Origin of the sequence: Amycolatopsis balhimycina FH 1894 (assembly GCF_000384295.1) — a bacterium.
In the GTDB taxonomy this organism is placed as follows: domain Bacteria; phylum Actinomycetota; class Actinomycetes; order Mycobacteriales; family Pseudonocardiaceae; genus Amycolatopsis; species Amycolatopsis balhimycina.
Genome location: NZ_KB913037.1, coordinates 8,452,691 through 8,469,530 on the forward strand (window position 1 = coordinate 8,452,691; position 16,840 = coordinate 8,469,530).

The following is a 16,840-nucleotide window of genomic DNA, read 5'->3' on the forward strand; positions in this document are numbered from 1 at the left end:
CATGACCAGCCCGACTCTGACCAAGGTGGACAGTGCGCCACCGAAGCGGACCAACAAGGTCATCACCGCGCTGCGGCGCTTCGCGATCTCGATCACGATCTTCAACATCGTCGGCTACACCGTGCTCGGCTTCGAGCAGCCGTGGCTGTACCCGTTCGTCGCGCTGGCGACCGCGTACACAACGGAGATCGTCCTCGAGATCATCAACTCCCGGGTGACCCACCGCGACGTCCGGTTCCGGGGCAACGGGTTCAAGGGGCTGATGGAGTTCCTCCTGCCGGCGCACATCACCGGTCTCGCCCTCAACATGCTGACCTACGTCAACGACCGGATCCTCGTGATGATGTTCGGCGTCGCCGTCGCGGTCGGCACGAAGTGGATCCTGCAGGCGCCGGTGTACGGCCGGATGCGGCACTACATGAACCCGTCGAACTTCGGCATCACGATCATCCTGCTCGTGTTCCCGTGGGCCAGCATCGCCCCGCCGTACCACTTCACCGAGCAGATCCCCACCTGGGGCGGCTGGCTGATCGTGGGCATCATCCTCGCGTCGGGCACGGTGCTCAACGCGATGCTGACCGGCCGCATGTTCCTCATCGCGGGCTGGCTGAGCTTCTTCGTCGTCCAGGCCTTCGCTCGCGGCTGGCTCTTCGGCACGTCGATCACCGGCGCGCTGGCGATGGGCACCGGCGTCGCGTTCGTGCTCTACACCAACTACATGGTCACCGACCCGGGCACGTCGCCGTCGAAGCCGGGCTCGCAGTTCGCGTTCGGGGCCGGGGTGGCGCTCGCGTACGGCTTCTACACCGCCGTGCACGTCGCCTACGGGTTGTTCCTGGCCACCGCGACCGTGTGCCTGATCCGCGGGATGTTCCTGTGGGGCCTGCACTTCTCGAACAAGGCGCGGATCAGGTTCGAGGCCGACCAGGCCGCGCTGAAGGCGAAGCTCGAGCTCGCGTCGGCAGCGACGGCGGGCGACGAGAAGCCCGGGGCTGTCGCGGCATGACCATCTCCTCGGACGAAGCCCGGGCGGCGCGCACCGCGCCTCCCGGGCCGCCGCGCCGGGCGACGTTCCGGTTGCTGAAGCAGCTCTTCACCGACCGGCTCGCGCTCATGGGCGACAACGCCGAGGCCTACGGCGACGTCGTCCGCATCGCCATCGGCCCGAAGGCGATGTACCTGGTGAACCACCCCGACCTGGCCAAGCACGTGCTCGCGGACAACGCGGCCAACTACCACAAGGGCATCGGCCTGCAGGAGGCCCGCCGGGCCCTCGGCGACGGCCTGCTCACCAGCGACGGCGAGACCTGGAAGACGCAGCGCCGGACCATCCAGCCGGTGTTCCAGCCCAAGCGGATCTCGCGCCAGGCCGCGGTCGTCGCGTCCGAAGTGGACGATCTGATCAAGCGGCTGGCCGCGCACGACGGGCCGGTCGAGATCCTGCACGAGATGACCGGGCTGACGCTCGGCGTGCTCGGCAAGACGCTGCTCGACGCCGAGCTCGGCGGGTACGAGACCCTGGGTCACTCGTTCGAGGCCGTGCAGGACCAGGCTATGTTCGAAGCGGTCACGCTGAGCATGGTGCCGCAGTGGGTGCCGCTGAAGAAGCAGGTGGAGTTCCGGACCGCGCGCGAGGACCTGCGCCGGATCGCCGACGAGCTCGTCGAGCAGCGGCTGGCGAACCCGGTCGAGGACGGCGAAGACGTGCTGTCGCGGTTGATCGCGTCGGGGTCGGCGGAAAGCTCGTCGCGCGAGCGCATGCGGGACGAGCTGATCACCCTGCTGCTGGCCGGGCACGAGACGACGGCGAGCACGCTCGGCTGGGCGTTCCACCTGGTCGACGAGCATCCGGAGGTCGGCGAGCGGCTGCACGCCGAGGCCGTCGAGGTCCTCGGCGACCGGCTGCCCGGACACGAGGACCTCCGGAAGCTGACCTACACGGTGTCGGTCGTGGAAGAGGTCATGCGGCTGTACCCGCCGGTGTGGCTGCTGCCGCGGATCGCCCAGGCCGACGACGAGATCGGCGGGTACCACGTGCCGGCCGGGTCCGACGTCGTCGTCGTGCCCTACACGCTGCACCGGCACCCGGAGTTCTGGGCCGACGCCGAGCGCTTCGACCCGGGCCGGTTCGCCGGGGCCGAGCGGCCGCCGCGGTACGCCTACCTCCCGTTCGGCGCCGGGCCGAGGTTCTGCATCGGCAACAGCCTCGGGGTGATGGAGGCGGTGTTCGTGCTCGCGATGGCCGCGCGGGACCTGCGGCTGCGCAAGGTGCCGGGCAAGGTCGTCGAGCCCGAGGCGATGCTCTCGCTGCGGGTGCGTGGCGGGCTGCCGATGACCGTGCACCCCCGGGAGCGGCGGCTGAGCGACGCCGCCTGAATCTCTACTGTGGACATTCGACGAGGAGGTAGGCCGGTGCAACCCGAGGCCACCCAAGAAGAACGCTTCAAGAACATGACCCTCGAGGCCTATGCGGACACGATCGTGCCGGGGGAGAAGCGGTTCGCCGACGACCGGGCGATCGCCGGGGCCGCGCCCGGCCCCGGCTCGGTGGCGGCGGGCGCGCTCGACCTGCTGAACTTCGACGCGACCGGCGTCACGGCCGGCCTGCCCTACCTCGCGCAGTCGCTCAACGACCACGCGAAGTCCTACGCGGGCGAGGTGGAGCTGGACCTCGACCACGACGTCCCGCCGTTCGCCGCCCTGCCGTACGAGCACCGCCGCGAGCTGGTGCGGCGGCTGACCACCCCCGGTCACCCGGAGAAGGACGGCTGGGTCAGCCTCGCGCTGTTCTGCAACATGGCCTACGACAGCGCCGCCCACCTGCACACCGCCGACGCCATCCGCGACGGGCACCCCGGCCTGCTGGCGCTGGGGTACACCGCCCCGGACGCCGACGGCTTCTGGCGGTTCCCGAAGTACGGCTACGGCCGCAAGCTGGCCGAACTCCACCCCGACACGACGCCTTCCGGGAGCCCCGCATGAGCGCCATCGAGCAGACCGACGTCGTCATCGTCGGCAGCGGGTTCGGCGGGTCCATCCCCGCCTACCACCTCGCCGCCGGCGGGGCGAAGGTGACCGTGCTGGAGCGCGGGCCGTGGCTGGCCGCGGACGACTTCGAGCACGACTACCTGCTCGGCTCGTCCTACACCCGGGCGTTCGACTTCGTCGTCGGCGACGGGATGAGCATCCTGGGTGGCAACTGCGTCGGCGGCGGCAGCGTCGTGTACTTCGCCGCGATGCCGCGGGCGCCGCGGTTCGTCTTCGAGCGCCACGGCAGCATCGGGCGCCGGATGTGGCCTTCGGTCATTTCCCGCGACGCGCTGGAGCCGTGGTACGACCGCGTCGACGAGGCGCTCCCGGTGTCCACACAGGACTGGACCGACGTCTCCTACGCCGGTGGCCTGTGGGCCGCGGCCTGCAACCACTCCGGCCGGACGGCGAACCCGGCGCCGGTCGCCGTGGACAACGACACCTGCGTCAACTGCAACTTCATGATGGCGGGCTGCAAGTTCGACGCCAAGCGGTCGATGCTGACGAACTACCTGCCTGCCGCGCTGGCGCACGGCGCCCGGATCCGCCCGCTGCACGAGGTCCAGCGCCTGGAACGGACCGAAGACGGCGGCTACCGCGTCCACTTCGCCGTGATCGACGAGGAGGACTACCGGGTCCACACCGGCGGCGGCGTGATCGAGGCGAAGGTCGTCATCATCGCCGCCGGCGCCGGGGCCACGCCCGTGATCCTCCAGCGGTCGGAGGCCGCGCTGGGCGAGATGCCGCACGGCGTCGGCCGGTACTTCTCCGGCAACGGCGAGCGGCTCAACACCGCGATCATCGACGAGGACCGCGTCCGCGAGGTGCTCGGACTGTCCCGTGAGGACGGTCCGGTGTACTCGGCCAACCACATCGGCAAGGGCCCGACCGTCGCCAACTGGGACAAGCTCGACGGCTCGCTGCCGGAGTACGAGCGGTACTCGCTGGAGCAGCTGTACTTCCCGCCGGGCCTGGGCACCATCCTCGCCCAGGTGCCCGGCGGCGAGGAACCGCGCTGGTTCGGGGCGGAGAAGAAGGAAATCCTGAAGCAGTGGGCCAACTGGCTCACGATCTTCCTGATGACCGAGGACGACAACGAAGGCGTCTTCGGCACGCCGCCGCCCACCGGCAACGCGTACCGCATCTCGCAGCAGATGCTCGGCCGTGGTTCGCTGCGCTACGACCCGACTCCGAACACGCGTCACGGCTGGGCGCTCGCGGACGCGGACTGCAAGGCGATCATCGAGAAGGACGGCCTGGCTCGCGTGGCCCCCTGGACGAACGACGTCGTCGGCGCGTACACCGTGCACCCGCTGGCGTCCTGCCGGATCGGGGACGACGCGGCGACGTCCGCGCTGCACCCGAACCACGAGCTGCGCAACCACCCGGGCATCTTCGTCACCGACAGCGCGTCGGTGCCGGGCGCGCTGACGGTGAACCCGGCGATGACCGTCGCGGCGCTCGCCGAGCGGTCGGTCCCGGGCATCGTCCGGGCCCTGCAGGCCCGCGGCGTCGACGTCAAGTACGGCGCTCCGGCGCCCGACGGCTCGATCACGGGCCGTCGTGCGGTGTCCAAACTGGACCTGGTCGCCGGAAGCTGACGTACTAAAAGGTCGACATGCGTGATTGCCGGGTCGACACGCGTGATTGGAGGGACGACACGCCGGAGCTGATGGGCGCCGGGCCGTGTCGTCCCTTCAATCACGTGAGCTGACCCTTCAATCACGCGTGTCGGCGTTCTGATCACCTTGGTCTGGAGGAAGTATGGCGGCGGGTGTGGTGCGGGTTGCCTTGCGGCGGGCGCTGCGGGAGGTGAAGTACGTCGAGGCGGTGCGGCCGCGGCGGGCGCGGGGGCTGGTCCGGGACGTCTACCGGCAGGTGGAGCGGGATTTCGGGATGCTCGCTCCGCCGATCGCGCTGCACTCGCCCGCGCCGGACGTGCTCGCCGCGGCGTGGCTGGTGCTGCGGGAGTCGCTCGTCGCGGGCGGGACGGCGAGCCGGGCGGGCAAGGAGGTCGTCGCGGCCGCTGTTTCGGCGGCGAACTCGTGCCCGTACTGCGTCGAGGTGCACGGGATGGCGCTCGGCTCGCTGGGCGAGCCGGACGCCGCCGCGGCCATCGAGACCGGTGACGTCATCCCGGACCGGGACACGCGGGCGCTGGCGGCGTGGGCGCGGGGCGAAGGCCCGCTGCCCGCGGACACATCCGGCGCCACCGCGGCCGAGCTGACCGGCGTCGCCGTCGCGTTCCACTACCTCAACCGGATGGTGAGCGTGTTCCTCGGCCCGTCGCCGCTGCCGCCGGCCGTTCCGCCCGCGGCGCGGGCGAAAGCCAAGGCCGTGCTGGGTTTCCTGCTCAAGCCGGGTACCCCGCCCCCGGCCGGGGAAGCACTCGGGCTGTTGCCCGCGGCACCCGGCGAAGGGCCGGACTGGGCGCGACCGGTCCAGCCGCTCTCCGACGCCTTCGCGCGCGCCGCGGCCGTGATCGAAGAAGCCGGGGAACGCTCGCTGCCGCCCCGGGTACGGGACCTCGTCCGGCGGGAACTGAAGGCGTGGGACGGCGAACCGCCCGGGCTGAGCCGGGCCTGGGCGGAGGCCGCGCCGGCCGAGCTGCCGGCCGGGGAGCGTCCGGTGGCCCGGTTCGCCCTGCTGGTGGCGAAATCCGCCTACCAGGTCGACGCCGGTGTCGTCGACGACGTCCGTCCCCTGTGGACTGACGATCGCGGGCTGGTGGAAGCGGCGTCGTGGGCGGCGTTCGCCGCCGCGGCCGAACTGGGCGGCCGGTTTCCGCCGCACCGCCCGTGAAGAGAAGACGCCCCGCCCGTGGCGGGTGATGATCGAAGGGCCGGGCCGGGCCGATCCGCCCCCACCGGGCCACAGAACCGCCGAAACGGTGAGAGGACAGACGGGTGACTGACACCACCGGAGTGATCGCCGACCTGACCGCCGAGGCCGCCGAAGTCGACGCGCTCGTCGCCGGCCTCGCCGACCGTGACTGGGACCGGCCGACGCCGGCGCCAGGCTGGAGCATCCGGCACCAGATCGGCCACCTCGCCTTCATCTTCCGCATCGCGGGGCTTTCGGCCGCGCAGCCGGCGGCCTTCCGCGAAATGACCAAGTCGCTGGCCGGCGGTTTCGAGAACGCCGTCAACGCGGCGCTCGAGGACTACGTCCACGACCCGGCCGAGGTCCTGCTGGGGCGGTGGCGTGCCGAGCGCGACGCCGGGATCAAGGCGCTGGCGGCGGTTCCCGGCGACCAGCTCGTGCCGTGGCTGGCCAACCCGCTGCCGCCGTACGTGCTGGCGTGCGCCGGGATGATGGAGCTGTTCGGGCACGGCCAGGATGTCGCCGACGCGCTCGGCGTGCGTCCGGTGCGGACCGACCGGATCGGGCACCTGGCCGGCTTCGCCGTCCGGGTCCGCGACTTCGGTTACGAAGCCCGCAACCTGACCCCGCCCGCGGAAGAGTTCCGGTTCGAGCTCACCGCGCCCTCGGGCAGGCTGTGGGCCTTCGGGCCGGAGGACGCGACGCAGCGGATCAGCGGCAGCGCCGAAGACTTCTGCCTGCTGGTGACCCGGCGGCGGCACCGGTACGACCTCGACGTGCACGCCAAGGGCACGCTCGCCGACCAGTGGCTCGACATCGCCCAGGCCTACCGCGGGCCGGCCGGCGAAGGACGACGGCCGAGCCAGTTCGCCCCGTGAGCAGCATTGCCGGCGAATCGCTTGTGGCACAACGGAAGAAGGACGGCGCCGCCCGGCCGGGCGGCGCCGTCGCGGCGGCACTTGTCCCCGCGTGCGGACTCGTGGCCGGTGGCAGCGACAAAGAAGACTTCGCGGGGGAACCGGGTCCATGCTGGACCGGACCGCGTGACGCGGGCGCGCGGCGACGCCGACCAGCGCCGGAGGGGTCGCCGCGGGGCGACCGAAGGGCTCGAGAGCTAATGGGAGAGCGGTGGCAATGAGGGTTGAACGGATAGCGATCGTCGGGATCGGCTTACGGTATCCGGACGCCCGTTCGCTGGACGAGCTCTGGGAGAACGTGCTGGCGGGTCGCCGCGCGTTCCGCCGGCTGCCCGACGAGCGGATGAACCGGGCGGACTACTACTCACCCGACCCGAAGGCGCCGGACCGGTTCTACGCGCAGAAAGCGGCGGTGCTGCGGGACTACGAGTTCGACCGGGTCGCCCACAAGGTCGCCGGCAGCACGTTCCGGGCGACCGACACGACGCACTGGCTGGCCCTCGATGTGGCCGCGCAGGCGTTGGCGGACGCCGGGTTCGACGACGGCGAAGGTGCCCCGAAGACGACGACCGGTGTCGTCATCGGCAACAGCCTCACCGGTGAGTTCTCCCGCGCCAACATCATGCGCCTGCGCTGGCCGTACGTCCGCCGCACGGTGGCGGCGGCGCTGTCCGAGCGCGGCTGGGGCGACGAGGAGACCGCGGACTTCCTCCGCGAACTCGAGGTCCAGTACAAGGAACCCTTCCCGGAGATCAACGAGGACTCCCTCGCGGGCGGCCTCGCGAACACGATCGCCGGCCGCGTCTGCAACTACTTCGACTTCGCCGGTGGCGGCTACACCGTCGACGGCGCCTGCTCGTCCTCGCTGCTGTCCGTGGTGAGCGCGGCCAACTCGCTGGTCCAGGGCGACCTCGACGTCGCCATCGCCGGCGGGGTGGACCTCTCCATCGACCCGTTCGAGGTGATCGGCTTCGCGAAGACCGGGGCGCTGGCCAAGCGCGAGATGAAGGTCTACGACGCGGACTCGAACGGCTTCTGGCCCGGCGAGGGCTCGGGCATGCTCGTGCTGATGCGCGAAAGCGACGCGATCGAGCAGGGCAAGCGCATCTACGCGTCCATCGGCGGCTGGGGCGTCTCCTCCGACGGCAAGGGCGGCATCACCCGGCCCGAGGCGGCCGGGCACCGGCTCGCCCTCTCGCGGGCCTACGCCCGCGCCGGGTACGGCGTCGAGACCGTCTCCTACTTCGAGGGCCACGGGACCGGCACCGCGCTGGGCGACGCCACCGAGATCGAGGCGCTGTCCACCGCTCGCCGCGACGCCGACCCGCTCGCGAAGCCGGCCGCGCTGTCGACGATCAAGGGGAACATCGGCCACACCAAGGCGGCCGCCGGGGTCGCCGGCCTGATCAAGGCCACCCTGGCCGTCTACCACCAGGTGATCCCGCCGGGCACCGGGCACTACGAGCCGCACGAGTCGCTCACCGGGTCGTCGGCGCGGATGTACGTCCCGCGCGATCCGCTGCTGTGGCCGCCGGAGCAGCCGGTGCGCGCGGGCGTCTCGGCGATGGGCTTCGGCGGGATCAACTCGCACGTCACCGTCACCGAAGCGCCCGGCGCCGCCCGGCGCCGTGAACTCGACGACCGGTCCCTGGCGCTGGTCGCCGGCCGCCAGGACGCCGAGCTGCTGCTGTTCGACGCCGAGGACGTCGCCACGCTCCGCGGCCGGATCGCCGCCGTGCTGGAGTACGTGCCGAAGCTGTCCTTCGCCGAGCTGACCGACCTCGCCGGTCACCTGGCCGGCGAGCTGGCGGACCGCCCCGTCCGCGCCGCCGTCGTCGCCTCGGACCCGGAGCAGGCCGACCGCAAGCTGACGAAGCTGCTCGAGGACCTGGAGTCGCAGGACTCGGTGTTCTCGGTGGCCGACGGCGTCTTCGCCGGCACCCGCACGTCGGCGCCGAAGATCGGGTACCTGTTCCCCGGCCAGGGCTCCGGCCGCGGCGGCGAAAGCGCCCTGCGCCGCCGGTTCGCCCTGGCGGACGAGATCCACCGCGCGGCCGGGCTGCCGGACGGCGGCGACCAGGTCGCCACCGAGGTCGCCCAGCCGCGGATCGTCACCGGGGCCCTCGCCGGCCTGCGCGTGCTGCGCTCCTTCGGCGTCGAAGCCGAGTCGGCGACCGGGCACAGCCTCGGCGAGCTCACCGCGCTGCACTGGGGCGGCGCACTCGGCGAACGGGAGCTGATCAAGCTCGCCACCGTCCGCGGCAAGGTCATGGGGACGATGTCCGGTGACGGCGCCGGTGCCATGGCCGGCATCGCCGCCTCGCCCGGCCGCGTCGAAGACCTCGGGCTCGGCGACGACGTCGTGATCGCCGGCTACAACGCCCCGGAGCAGACGGTGATCTCCGGCCCGGCCGAGGCGGTCGACCGGATCGTGGCGCGGGCCAAGGCCCAGGGCGTCGGGGCGACCCGGATCAAGGTTTCGCACGCGTTCCACTCACCGGCCGTCGAACCGGCCGCCCGCGCCATGACCGAGCGGCTGGGCGAGTTCTCCTTCGCCCGCCTGGAACACCCGGTCGTCTCGACGGTCACCGGCGACGTGCTGCACGCCGCCGAGGACCTGCCGGAGCTGCTGCGCGAGCAGATGGTGCTGCCCGTGCGGTTCCGGGAAGCCGCGGCGCGGGTGGCCGAACGCAGCGACCTGGTGGTCGAGGTCGGCCCGGGGCGCGTGCTCACCGGGCTGTTCGAGGAGATCGCGCCGCGCACGCCGGTGCTGTCCATCGACACCGACAGCACATCGCTGGCCCCGCTCCTGCGGGTCGTCGGCGCGGCGTACGCGCTGGGCACGGCCATCACCACGGACGCGCTGTTCGAGGGCCGGATCGTGCGCCCGCTGCCGGCGGACGGCCGGTTCAACTTCCTGGCCAGCCCGTGCGAGGCCGCGCCGTCGATCGACGCCGAGCTCGCCGCGGAACTGGCCGTGGAGAAGAAGAGCCGGGCCGACGCGGACGCCGAAACGACGTCCGGCGACGGCGGCAGCTCCACTTTGGACCTGCTGCGCAGGCTCGCCGCCGAGCGCGTCGAGCTGCCGCTGGAGACGGTCACCGCCGACACCCACCCGCTGGACGACCTGCACCTGTCCTCCATCACGGTGGGCCAGCTGGTCAACGACGTCACCCGCGCGCTGGGCCGCCCGCCGCTGGAGGGGATGCCGAACTTCGCGACGGTGTGCCTGGGCGAGCTCGCCGAGATGATCGACGAGCTGGCACAGACCGCGGGCCCGGCCGACGGCGCCCAGGGCGAGGCGCCGGGCGTCGGCCCGTGGGTCCGGCCGTTCTCGGTCGAGTACGTCCCCGCGCCGCGCCCGGCTGCCGACCTCGCCGCCGGGGGCCACACGCAGTGGCAGGTCTTCACGACTCCGGGGCACCCGCTGGCCGAGCCGCTGCGGGCCGCGCTCGCGGCGTCCGGGACCGGCGACGGCGTGCTGCTCTGCCTGCCGGCGGACTGCGGCACCGACCACGTCGGGCTGTTCCTCGACGCCGGGCGCGCGGTGATGGCCGCGCCCACCGGCACCCGGTTCGTCGTGGTGCACCACGGCTACGGCGCCTCCGGCCTGGCCAAGACCCTGCGCCTGGAGGACCCGTCGACGAAGACGACGATCGTCGACCTGGCCGACCCGGCCCCGGCGGTCCCGATCGAGGTCGAGGAAGCCGTGGCCACCGTGGTGGCCGAGGTCGCCGCGACCACGGACTTCACCGAAGCCCGGTACGGCGCCGATGGCGGCCGGACCGTGCCCCGGCTCATCGCGTTGCCGGCGCCCCCGGCCGGCCCGATCCGCGACTCGCTGGACGGCACCGACGTCCTGCTGGTCACCGGCGGCGGCAAGGGCATCACCGCCGAGAGCGCACTGGCATTGGCCAAGGACTCCGGAGCGAAGCTCGCCCTCCTCGGGCGCAGCGACCCGGAGAGCGACAGCGAACTGGCCGAAAACCTCGCGCGGATGGCAGCGGTGGGCATCACCTTCCGCTACGAACGCGCGGACGTGACCAGCGCGCCGCAGGTCGCCGAGGCGGTCGCGCGGGCCGAAGCGGAGCTGGGCCCGGTGACCGCGATCCTGCACGGCGCCGGCCGCAACGAGCCGGCCGCGCTGTTCAGCCTCACCGAGGACAGCTTCCGCAAGACGGTCGCGCCGAAGATCGGCGGCCTGAACGCCGTCCTCGCCGCGGTGGACCAGGACCGGATCAAGCTGCTGGTCACCTTCGGCAGCATCATCGGCCGGGCCGGCCTGCGCGGCGAGGCGCACTACGCGACCGCGAACGACTGGATGACCGAAGCCACCCTGCGCTTCGGCCAGGAGCACCCGCGGGCCCGGGCGATCGCCCTGGAGTGGTCGGTCTGGTCCGGCACCGGCATGGGCGAAAAGCTCGGCGTGGTCAGCGCCCTGATGCGCGACGGCATCACGCCGATCCCCACCGAGGACGGCATCACCATCCTCCGCCAGGTGCTCGCCGACCCGGCCGCGCCGCCGGTCCTGGTGGTCTGCGGCCGGACCTCCGGCCTGGCCACGCTGCCGATCCAGCGGCGCGAGCTGCCGCTGACCCGGTTCGTCGACCGCGCGGTCGTGCACTACCCGGGGGTCGAGCTCGTCACCGAGGCCGACCTGTCCGCGGGCAGCGACCCGTACCTGACCGACCACCTGCTCGACGGCCAGCTGCTGTTCCCGGCCGTGCTCGGCATGGAGGCGATGACGCAGGCCGCCGCGGCCACCCTCGGCCGCACCGGGGCGCCGGTGTTCGAGGACGTGGAGTTCCTCCGGCCGATCATCGTCTCGCCCGGCGGGTCGACCACGGTCCGGCTGGCCACCCTGGCCAGGGACGTGGACACGGTCGACGTCGTGATCCGCAGCGAGGAAACCGGGTTCAGCGCCGACCACTTCCGGGCGCGGCTGAACTTCGCGCGCCCGGAGACGCTCGGCGAGCCGGTCCGCCGCGAGGCCGGGCTGCCGGTGGTGCCGGTCGAGCCGGTCAGCGAGCTGTACGGGTCGGTCCTGTTCCAGGGCAAGCGGTTCCAGCGGGTGCTGGGCTACCGGCGGGCGAGTGCCCGGCACGCCGTGGCCGAGATCGCGACGGCCGCCAACGTGGACTGGTTCGCCCCGTTCCTCCCGCAGGAGAAGCTGCTCGCCGACCCGGGCACCCGTGACGCGATGATGCACGCCATCCAGTGCTGCGTCCCGGACGTGACCCTGCTGCCGCAGGGCATCGAAAAGCTCTTCCTCGCGGAACCCGGTTCGCAGCACGAGGACTACGTCCTGCTCGACGCGCGGGAACGGTCCCAGGACGGCGACAGCTACGTCTACGACCTCGACGTGCGCAACCCCGACGGGACGCTGGTCGAGCGGTGGGAAGGGCTGAAGCTGCGGGCGGTCCGCAAGCGGGACGGCGCTGGCCCGTGGGTCCCCTCGATGCTCGGGTCCTATGTGGAGCGTGCCACCGAGCGGCTGCTCGGCGGGAGCCGCTCGGTGGTGGTCGAGCCCGACCCGGCGGACCGCCCGGCCGAGGGCATCGCCGAACGCCGGTCGCAGACCGCGCTGGCCGCCGGCCGCGCCCTCGACCGGGTCGTGGAGATCCGCTACCGGCCGGACGGCAAGCCGGAACTCGACGGCGCCGAGGTCACCGCGTCCCACACCGCGCAGCTCACCCTCGTGGTGGCAGGCACCGGCCAGGTTGCCTGCGACATCGAAACGGCGGTCGAACGGACCGACGAGGACTGGGCCGGGTTGCTCGGCGACGAGCTGCTCGCCGTCGGCCGCCTGCTGGCCGCCGACGCCCGGGAGCCGGTCTCGGTCGCCAACACCCGGGTGTGGAGCGCGCTCGAGTGCATCCGCAAGACCGGGGAGATGACGCAGGCCCTCACGGTGCGGCAGGTCGACGCCGACGGCTGGGCCCTGCTGGCCTGCGGCGACGCGCGGATCGCCACCTGGTCGACCACCGTGAACGACCGGCCGGAGCCGATCGTCTTCGCCGTACTCCAGGCAGAGGGGAACCGATGATGTCCGACTACTACGAGATCCGCCACACGGTCGGCTTCGAAGAGACCAACCTGGTGGGCAACGTCTACTACGTCAACTACGTGCGCTGGCAGGGCCGCTGCCGCGAGATGTTCCTCAAGGAGAAGGCGCCGGCCGTGCTCGAGGAGGTCCGGGCCGACCTCAAGCTCTTCACGCTCAAGGTCGACTGCGAGTTCTTCGCGGAGATCACCGCCTTCGACGAGCTGTCCATCCGGCTGCGGCTGGAAGAGCTGACGCAGACCCAGATCCAGTTCACGTTCGACTACGTCCACCTGCACGCCGACGGTGACCGGCTGGTCGCCCGCGGCCGGCAGCGGATCGCGTGCATGCGCGGCCCCAACACCGCGACCGTGCCTTCCCGCGTCCCGGAGCAGCTGCGCGAGGCACTGGCTCCGTACGCGGCGGCCGGCGCGGTGAACGGCAGGGGAGTCTGACGTGGCCAACGATCCAGGCAGGCCTCCGGAACGGGGTGTGCTCAAGCGGCTGCCGGCCTCGCCCGCCCGCCGCGGGCTCTCGGACCAGCCCGGCCTGCGGCAGGTGATGGCCCGGTTCGCGACCGGCGTCACCGTGCTCACCGCAGGCGGCGAGGACGCCCACGGCATGACGGCCAACGCGTTTTCGTCGGTTTCCCTGGAACCGCCGCTGGTGCTGTGCTGCGTGTCGAAGGCGGCGCGCATGCACACCTCCATCGTGACGGCGGGCTCGTTCGCCGTGAACATGCTCGCGGCCGGCCAGCAGGACCTGTCGAAGTACTTCGCCGACTGGCGCCGTCCCGACGGGATGGCCCAGTTCGACGCGGTGGGCTGGACCCGGGGTACCCGGACCGGCGCGCCGCTGCTGACCGGCACCCTCGCGTGGCTGGAGTGCGAGCTGGCCGAGGTCCTGGAAGGCGGTGACCACTCGATCTTCCTCGGCCGGGTGGTCGCCAGCAGCCGGGGCGACGCCGAGCACGCGCTCGTCTTCTACGACGGCGGCTACCACGAGGTCGACGGGCGCGTCCGCGCCGCGTGAAAGGTGAACGACGATGCTGATCGCCGTGACGGGCGGCACCGGGTTCCTCGGCGCCCACACCGTCGCCCGGCTGCTGGCGGGCGGGCACCGGGTCCGGCTGCTGGCCAGGGACCCCGCCCGCGTGCCCGCCGCGCTCGGCCCGCTGTGCCCGGATTGGTCCGCAGTGGACGTCGTCGCCGGTGACGTGACCGACGCGGGCGCGGCCACCCGGCTCGTGTCGGGAGCCGAGGCGGTCCTGCACGCGGCCGGCGTCTACACGTTCGACAGCAGGCGGCGCCGCGAACTGGGCCGGGTCAACGAACACGGCACCGAAGTCGTGCTCGAGGCGGCCCGCCGGGCCGGGGTGGGCCACGTCGTGCACGTCTCGACGGTGGGCACCTTCTTCCCCGCGGCGGACGGCCACGTCGGTCCCGGCAGCCCGCTCACCGGCACGGGCGAGGCGTACCTCGCCTCGAAGGCGGCCGCCGAGCGCGTCGCCCGGCGGCACCGGGCCGCCGGGCTCCCGGTGACCGTCACCCATCCGCCCGCCCTGCTCGGCCCGCACGACCCGCACCTGGGCGACCAGAACGCGCGGCTGCGGAACCTGCTGCGGGGCCTGATGCCGTTCTGGCCGTCGGGCGGCCTGCCGGTCGGGGACGTGCGCGACGCGGCCGAGCAGCACGCGGTCCTGCTCAGCGGCCCGCCCGGCCGTTCCGACGTCTTCGGCCCGGGCCACTTCCTGCGCACCCGCGAGTACCTGGCCGTGGTCCGCGCGGTGACCGGCCGCCGGCTCCCGGCGCTGTTCCTGCCCGCGGCGGCGATGGCGCCGGTCGGCCGGCTGGCGGACCTGCTCCAGCGAGCCTGGCCGTGGCCGATCCCGGCCGAGTACGGCGCGATCCACGTCTGCGCGGTGGCCGCGCCGGTGGTGCCGGGGGCACCCGGCGGGGGTGTCGCCGCGCGGCCGTCCGCCGAGACCGTCCGTGCCGCGGTGGCCTGGCTGCACGAGGCGGGCCTGGTCACCGGCCGCCAGGCGGGCGCGGCCCGCAAAACGTCCAAAGAGGACAGTGACCCCGTGGTGCCGGGGCCGCCCGGATCGAGGAGACCGTGAAATGACGCTGCACGAAGCCGGCCGCCCCGCCCACGGCACCGCGGTGCCGCAGCCCGGCCCGGATCCCGAGACCCTCGTGGCCCGCCCGATGCCACGGCTGGGCCGTGGCATCGTCTGGTCGCTCGTCACGGCGGAGATCGAGCGCGACCACGCCCTGCGGACGGAAAGCGACGCGATGAGGGATGCCGCGTGAGCGGAAACCACGTGTCCGGCGCGGAACGCTCCGACGACGCCGAGGTCGTGCCGGTGCCCGACGCGGTCCGGCCGGGGCACCGCCGGGTGCACCGGTCGGAGGAGCCCCGCGACGCGAAGGTGATCGAGCTGTCGCGGGCCGCCGCCGCGCCCGCCGGGCCCGCGCCGGGGATGGACCTGCTGCGGAAGCGGCGCGAAGAACTGCGCGGCCACATCCTCGAAGGACGGCTCGACGCGGTGCGCCGTCAGCACTCGCTGGGCAAGCTGACCGCGCGCGAACGGCTCGCCCTGCTGCTCGACGACGACTCGTTCATCGAGCTCGAACCGTACCGGCGGCACCAGGCGAGCGGGCCGGGGCTCACCGGGAACCGGCCGCACACCGACGGGGTGATCGCCGGTTCGGGCACCATCGAAGGCCGTCGGGTCTTCGTCTACGCACAGGACTTCACCGTCTTCGGCGGCTCGCTGGGCGAGGCCCACGCGACCAAGATCCACAAGGTGCTCGACCTGGCCACGGCCAACGGCGCACCGGTGATCGGCCTCAACGACAGCGGCGGCGCCCGCATCCAGGAGGGCGTGCTCGCCCTTGACGGCTACGGCGGGATCTTCCGGCGGCAGGTCGAGGCCTCCGGCGTCATCCCGCAGATCAGCGTGATCCTCGGGCCGTGCGCGGGCGGGGCCGCGTACTCGCCGGCGCTGGCCGACTTCACCTTCATGGTCCGGGACACCGCGAGGATGTACCTGACCGGGCCGGACGTCGTCGAAGCCGTCAGCGGGCACCGGGTGACGCACGAGGAACTCGGCGGCGCGGACGTGCACGGCAGCAGCTCGGGGGTCGCCACCGTGGTGCACGACAGCGAGGAGGAGTGCCTCGCCGACGTCCGCTATCTCGTGTCGCTGCTGCCGGTGAACTACCTCGAGCCACCGCCGGAGACCGCGCCGACGGGCGCGGTCGACGACTACCGGCCGAAGCTCGCGCGGCTGGTCCCGGCCGAGCCCAACCAGCCCTACGACATGCGCGAGGTCTTCGCCGAGATCGCCGACGACGGCGAGTTCTTCGAGCTGCACGAAGGCTGGGCGCGGAACGTGCTGTGCGCGCTGGCCCGGATCGACGGCCGGGTGACCGGGCTGGTGGGCAACCAGCCGATGGTGTTCGCCGGCGTGCTGGACGGGCCGGCTTCCCAGAAGGCGGCCCGGTTCGTCAGGTTCTGCGACGCGTTCGGGATCCCGCTCGTCAGCCTGGTGGACGTGCCGGGCTTCCTGCCCGGCGTCGAGCAGGAGCGGAGCGGGATCATCCGGCAGGGCGCCCAGCTGCTGCACGCCTACTGCGAGGCCACGGTGCCGCGGATCCAGGTCATCCTGCGCAAGGCGTACGGCGGCGCGTACATCGTGATGGACTCCCGGTCGATCGGGACGGACCTGTCGCTGGCGTGGCCGACCAACCAGATCGCGGTGATGGGCGCGGAGGGCGCGGTGAACGTGCTCCACCGCCGCGAGCTGGCGGCGGCGGACGACCCGGCCGCCCTGCGGGCCCGGCTCGTCGCCGAGTACACCGAGGAGTACCTGAACCCCCAGTACGCGGCGGAACGCGGCCTGGTGGACGACATCATCGACCCGGCGGAGACCCGCGCGGCACTGGCGCGCGGCCTGGCGATGCTGCGCGACAAGCGCAAACCGGCCCCGGCCCGCAAGCACGGCAACCAGCCGATCTGAGGA

12 protein-coding genes are annotated in these 16,840 nt (G+C 72.7%); all 12 read left to right on the forward strand.

Annotated elements, in window-relative coordinates; all coding sequences use genetic code 11:
• Nucleotide 1: 1 nt before the first annotated feature.
• The 12 genes from A3CE_RS0138855 to A3CE_RS0138910 all read left to right on the forward strand — a co-directional run bounded on the left by A3CE_RS0138855 (nt 2) and on the right by A3CE_RS0138910 (nt 16,837).
• Nucleotides 2-1,006 carry a hypothetical protein gene (locus A3CE_RS0138855; protein WP_020645505.1) on the forward strand — a complete coding sequence of 335 codons (1,005 nt, stop codon included), beginning with the start codon at nt 2-4 and terminating at the stop codon, nt 1,004-1,006.
• Entirely contained in the window at nt 1,003-2,376 is a 1,374-nt protein-coding gene (locus tag A3CE_RS0138860; RefSeq protein ID WP_020645506.1) for a cytochrome P450, read from the forward strand. The genes A3CE_RS0138855 and A3CE_RS0138860 overlap by 4 nt, the downstream gene beginning before the upstream one ends.
• Before the next feature lie 36 nt (nt 2,377-2,412).
• Nucleotides 2,413-2,982 carry a DUF5987 family protein gene (locus A3CE_RS0138865; protein WP_020645507.1) on the forward strand — a complete coding sequence of 190 codons (570 nt, stop codon included), beginning with the start codon at nt 2,413-2,415 and terminating at the stop codon, nt 2,980-2,982.
• A complete protein-coding gene (locus tag A3CE_RS0138870) occupies nt 2,979-4,631 on the forward strand; it encodes a GMC family oxidoreductase (RefSeq protein WP_020645508.1) in 1,653 nt (550 codons plus the stop codon). The genes A3CE_RS0138865 and A3CE_RS0138870 overlap by 4 nt, the downstream gene beginning before the upstream one ends.
• A gap of 163 nt (nt 4,632-4,794) precedes the next feature.
• Complete coding sequence (locus tag A3CE_RS0138875; protein ID WP_020645509.1) at nt 4,795-5,832, forward strand: carboxymuconolactone decarboxylase family protein; 1,038 nt, start codon at nt 4,795-4,797, stop codon at nt 5,830-5,832.
• A 104-nt stretch (nt 5,833-5,936) separates the two neighbouring features.
• On the forward strand, nt 5,937-6,731 hold the full coding sequence (locus A3CE_RS0138880; protein ID WP_020645510.1) for a TIGR03084 family metal-binding protein: 795 nt from the start codon (nt 5,937-5,939) through the stop codon (nt 6,729-6,731).
• 256 nt (nt 6,732-6,987) lie between these two features.
• Entirely contained in the window at nt 6,988-12,816 is a 5,829-nt protein-coding gene (locus A3CE_RS0138885; protein WP_020645511.1) for a type I polyketide synthase, read from the forward strand.
• The gene (locus A3CE_RS0138890; RefSeq protein WP_020645512.1) at nt 12,816-13,268 is read left to right on the forward strand and encodes an acyl-CoA thioesterase; all 453 of its coding nucleotides are present in this window, start codon (nt 12,816-12,818) and stop codon (nt 13,266-13,268) included. The genes A3CE_RS0138885 and A3CE_RS0138890 overlap by 1 nt, the downstream gene beginning before the upstream one ends.
• 37 nt (nt 13,269-13,305) lie before the next feature.
• Complete coding sequence (locus A3CE_RS0138895) at nt 13,306-13,845, forward strand: flavin reductase family protein (RefSeq protein WP_020645513.1); 540 nt, start codon at nt 13,306-13,308, stop codon at nt 13,843-13,845.
• 13 nt (nt 13,846-13,858) lie between these two features.
• On the forward strand, nt 13,859-14,932 hold the full coding sequence (locus A3CE_RS0138900; RefSeq protein WP_020645514.1) for an NAD-dependent epimerase/dehydratase family protein: 1,074 nt from the start codon (nt 13,859-13,861) through the stop codon (nt 14,930-14,932).
• A gap of 1 nt (nt 14,933) precedes the next feature.
• Nucleotides 14,934-15,125 (forward strand): DUF6222 family protein, encoded by a 192-nt coding sequence (locus tag A3CE_RS0138905; RefSeq protein WP_020645515.1) that lies wholly within the window; start codon nt 14,934-14,936, stop codon nt 15,123-15,125.
• The gene (locus tag A3CE_RS0138910; RefSeq protein ID WP_020645516.1) at nt 15,122-16,837 is read left to right on the forward strand and encodes an acyl-CoA carboxylase subunit beta; all 1,716 of its coding nucleotides are present in this window, start codon (nt 15,122-15,124) and stop codon (nt 16,835-16,837) included. Before A3CE_RS0138905 ends, A3CE_RS0138910 begins: the two co-directional genes overlap by 4 nt.
• The last annotated feature ends 3 nt before the right edge of the window (nt 16,838-16,840 follow it).